Source organism: Methylotenera sp., assembly GCF_013141425.1.
Lineage (GTDB): Bacteria > Pseudomonadota > Gammaproteobacteria > Burkholderiales > Methylophilaceae > Methylotenera.
The window spans coordinates 1-3,284 of sequence record NZ_JABFRA010000033.1 but is presented as its reverse complement, the minus strand read 5'-3'; the positions used below and the strand labels follow the sequence as shown (position 1 = coordinate 3,284).

General features: G+C 41.8%; 4 protein-coding genes and 1 tRNA gene. 3 read left to right on the top strand and 2 right to left on the bottom strand.

The window, feature by feature from the left end; genetic code table 11:
- Position 1: 1 nt before the first annotated feature.
- A tRNA-Phe gene (locus HOO90_RS02855) sits at positions 2-77 on the bottom strand.
- A gap of 175 nt (positions 78-252) precedes the next feature.
- Between HOO90_RS02855 and cobT the strand changes: the two genes are divergently transcribed.
- The 3 genes from cobT to cobC are packed head-to-tail and all read left to right on the top strand — an operon-like array spanning position 253 to position 2,656.
- The gene (cobT, locus tag HOO90_RS02850) at positions 253-1,290 is read left to right on the top strand and encodes a nicotinate-nucleotide--dimethylbenzimidazole phosphoribosyltransferase (protein ID WP_292839266.1); all 1,038 of its coding nucleotides are present in this window, start codon (positions 253-255) and stop codon (positions 1,288-1,290) included.
- Positions 1,287-2,060, top strand: coding sequence for an adenosylcobinamide-GDP ribazoletransferase (locus HOO90_RS02845; protein ID WP_292839265.1), 774 nt, complete (start codon positions 1,287-1,289; stop codon positions 2,058-2,060). The genes cobT and HOO90_RS02845 overlap by 4 nt, the downstream gene beginning before the upstream one ends.
- Before the next feature lie 5 nt (positions 2,061-2,065).
- Positions 2,066-2,656, top strand: coding sequence for an alpha-ribazole phosphatase (gene cobC / locus HOO90_RS02840; RefSeq protein ID WP_292839264.1), 591 nt, complete (start codon positions 2,066-2,068; stop codon positions 2,654-2,656).
- A gap of 6 nt (positions 2,657-2,662) precedes the next feature.
- Here the strand turns inward: cobC and cobU are convergent, their stop codons facing one another.
- Positions 2,663-3,190 (bottom strand): bifunctional adenosylcobinamide kinase/adenosylcobinamide-phosphate guanylyltransferase, encoded by a 528-nt coding sequence (cobU, locus tag HOO90_RS02835; RefSeq protein WP_292839263.1) that lies wholly within the window; start codon positions 3,188-3,190, stop codon positions 2,663-2,665.
- Between the last annotated feature and the right edge of the window lie 94 nt (positions 3,191-3,284).

The following is a 3,284-nucleotide window of genomic DNA, read 5'->3' as shown; positions in this document are numbered from 1 at the left end:
TTGGTGGCCGGGACGGGAATCGAACCTGTGACACGCGGATTTTCAATCCGCTGCTCTACCAACTGAGCTACCCGGCCGTACTTCTTACTACAATTGCTTACATGGTAAATGTTTGCAAGTCGCGCATTATAGCAAACTTCCAAAGTTTTGGACAAAAATAATATCAACTTTAGTTTTTATTTAGAGTATATGGGAGCTTCTCATGTAAAATCTGGTGCTTCGTAAACTGGCTTGCACAATTATTTAGCTTTAATGAAATTCGATATTATTTCCCCGAATCAGGCGCTTAGATGCCCACTTTTAGATAAAATCAACCACAAAACTAAACCGCTTGGCGCATTGGGGATGTTGGAGTTGGTTGCTTTGCAAATTGGGTTGATTCAACAGTCACTTATGCCTCAACTGCTGAACCCAACGATGTTGGTGTTCGCTGGTGATCACGGTGTGGTCGAATCTGGAGTAAGCCCATATCCACAGGCAGTTACAGCTCAAATGGTACTGAATTTTTTGCAAGGTGGTGCGGCAATCAATGTATTTTCCACGCAAAATAATATGCGATTATGTGTAATTGATAGCGGGGTGAATTATAATTTTCAGCCGAATTGCGCTTTAATTGATGCGAAAATTGCTGCAGGAACGCGCAATTTTACCCGTGAAGCAGCGATGACCTTAGGCCAATGTGAACGGGCGATTTTAGGCGGTGCAGCTATTGTTGATGCCGAAATAGCTACTGGCTGCAATGTTTTCGGTTTTGGCGAAATGGGTATTGGAAATACCTCTTCAGCCAGTTGTTTGATGAGCGTTTTATGTGGCTTGCCAATTGAGCAATGTGTGGGCCGCGGTACGGGCTTGGATGACGCGGGGTTGGCACATAAAACGAACATTCTGGGGCAAGCGATTGCACATCATGGTTTAAATAATAGCGATGCGATGCAAGTATTAGCAACTTTCGGTGGATTTGAAATTGCCATGATGGTGGGAGCCATGTTGCAAGCCGCGGTTAAACAGTGCACGTTATTGATAGATGGTTTTATTTCGACTGCTGCATTGCTAATTGCGGCTAAATTACAACCGGACATTTTGCATTATTGTGTATTTACACATTGTTCTGATGAATCTGGTCACAAGAAAATGTTGGATTATTTAAACGTAAAACCCTTGTTAAATATTGATTTACGCTTGGGCGAGGGTACTGGCGCGGCTTTAGCCTACCCATTAGTATTAGCCGCGGTCAATTTTTTAAACCAAATGGCCTCATTTGAATCTGCTAGTGTTTCACAAAAAGTATGATATTTGCACTTCAAACTCAATGGCATTATTTTTTAACGGCAGTGATGTTTTTCACACGCATACCGATTCGTTTTAATAATTTTGATAATGCCGATTTGAATAAAGCCACACGTTATTTTCCATTGGTGGGCATTTTAGTTGGGGCGGTTGGCGCATTCGTTTTTTGGTTAAGTGATTTTTTATTACCCTTAGAGATAGCACTTTTATTAAGTATGGCATCCACAATTCTACTTACTGGTGCATTTCATGAAGATGGCTTAGCTGATGCAGTAGATGGCTTAGGAGGTGGCTGGAGCCGTGAGCAATCACTTACTATTATGGTGGATTCAAGAATAGGAAGTTATGGCGCAATCGGGTTGGTATTGGTTTTACTAACTAAATACCAGACACTAAGTTATCAGTCGGTTGCATTAATTCCTGTATCACTTGTAGCTGGACATGCATTAAGCCGTTTGTGTGCTGTGCTTGTGATGTTTACACAAAGTTACGTAAAGGCAGAAGGTAAATCTAAGCCACTTGCTACGCAACTCAATATGAGTGAGCTGATTATAGCTACTTTTTTTGGGTTGGCGCCCATGGCATTTTTAGAAATGAAGTTTCTAACCGCACTAGTGCCAGTAGTAATGGTTTGGTTGTGGTTCAGCGCAAAAATTAAATCCCGTATTGGGGGCTACACTGGCGACTGTTTAGGCGCGATGCAACAACTTACTGAAATTACCTTTTATATTGGTTTGCTAGCAAGTACAAGCTTGTTTGCTAAGCCATTTTAAGTAGAATGAAGCTTACTCTAGTTCGCCACACCTCATTAGATATTGCGCCTAGTATTTGCTATGGGCAGAGTGATGTTGGCGTGTCAGCTAATTTTGATAACGAGCGTCTGGCATTGCAAAACAAGCTGGCTGCTTTTCAGTTTGATGCGATTTATGCGAGCCCATTAAAGCGTTGTCATCAGCTTGCACAAGCATTATGTATAGATAAAACTCTAGGTTATCCAAGTGAAAATATAAAACTTGATGAACGCTTAAGAGAGTTACATTTTGGTGATTGGGAAATGCATGCCTGGGATGCGATTCCACGTGATATTTTTGATGTTTGGGCGAATGATTATGCTAATTTAGCACCCCCAAACGGTGAAACATTTTCACAGCTACATGCCAGAGCTAAAAGGTTCGTGGAGGATGTGAGCAGTCACTACCATGGAAAAAGTATATTAGTGGTAACGCATGGTGGGTTAATTCGCGCCTTGGTTGCTGAAGTGCTAAACATGCCTTTGAAGCGTTTGTTTAGAATCAACATAGACCATGCGAGTGTGACGCAATTAGAATTTAATGGCGAAGTGCCTAAAATAAACTTTATGAATTTATAGCGATGGTTATTTAAGATTTAACGGCAAACCAGCAGCAACAAATACTACATTATTTGCTAGTGCCGCGATGGCCTGATTAAGCCGTCCTTGCTCATCTTGAAATTGACGGTTGATTTCACCAAGCGGTACAATCCCCATGCCCACTTCATTGCTCACTAAAATAACTTTACCGGGTAAGGTGGCAATCAGCTTTAAGAATCTTTCACGTTCATATTGCCAGTCTGAATCTTTGGGTGGATTACAGTCAGCACATATCCATTGCGCCAGCCACAAGGTTAGGCAGTCCACAATTACACATTGATTGCTTGCAGCCAAGCGAGAGAGTTCTTTCGTGAGGTGATGTGGTTCTTCCACCAAAATCCAATGTGCTGGGCGTCTCGCTTTGTGGTGTTGTACGCGCGCTTTGAATTCATCATCGTATATCTGCGCGGTAGCTACATAAGTAACTGGTAAGTTGCTTTCGCTCGCTAGTTTTTCAGCATAAGCACTTTTGCCAGAACGCGCCCCACCTAAAATTAGTGTGATGTCAGTCATAAGCGTCTCAAGGAAAAAAGTTAAATTTTTAGAATATAAAAAAGCCGCGCTAGCAGATTAACTAACGCGGCTTAATAAAATTTCCAAGCAATTA

Bases quoted from the DNA above. Each gene is read 5' to 3' on its own strand.
- HOO90_RS02845 (WP_292839265.1), top strand. From the start codon at position 1,287: ATGATATTTGCACTTCAAACTCAATGGCATTATTTTTTAACGGCAGTG.
- cobC (WP_292839264.1), top strand. From the start codon at position 2,066: ATGAAGCTTACTCTAGTTCGCCACACCTCATTAGATATTGCGCCTAGT.
- cobT (WP_292839266.1), top strand. From the start codon at position 253: ATGAAATTCGATATTATTTCCCCGAATCAGGCGCTTAGATGCCCACTT.
- cobU (WP_292839263.1), bottom strand. From the start codon at position 3,190: ATGACTGACATCACACTAATTTTAGGTGGGGCGCGTTCTGGCAAAAGT.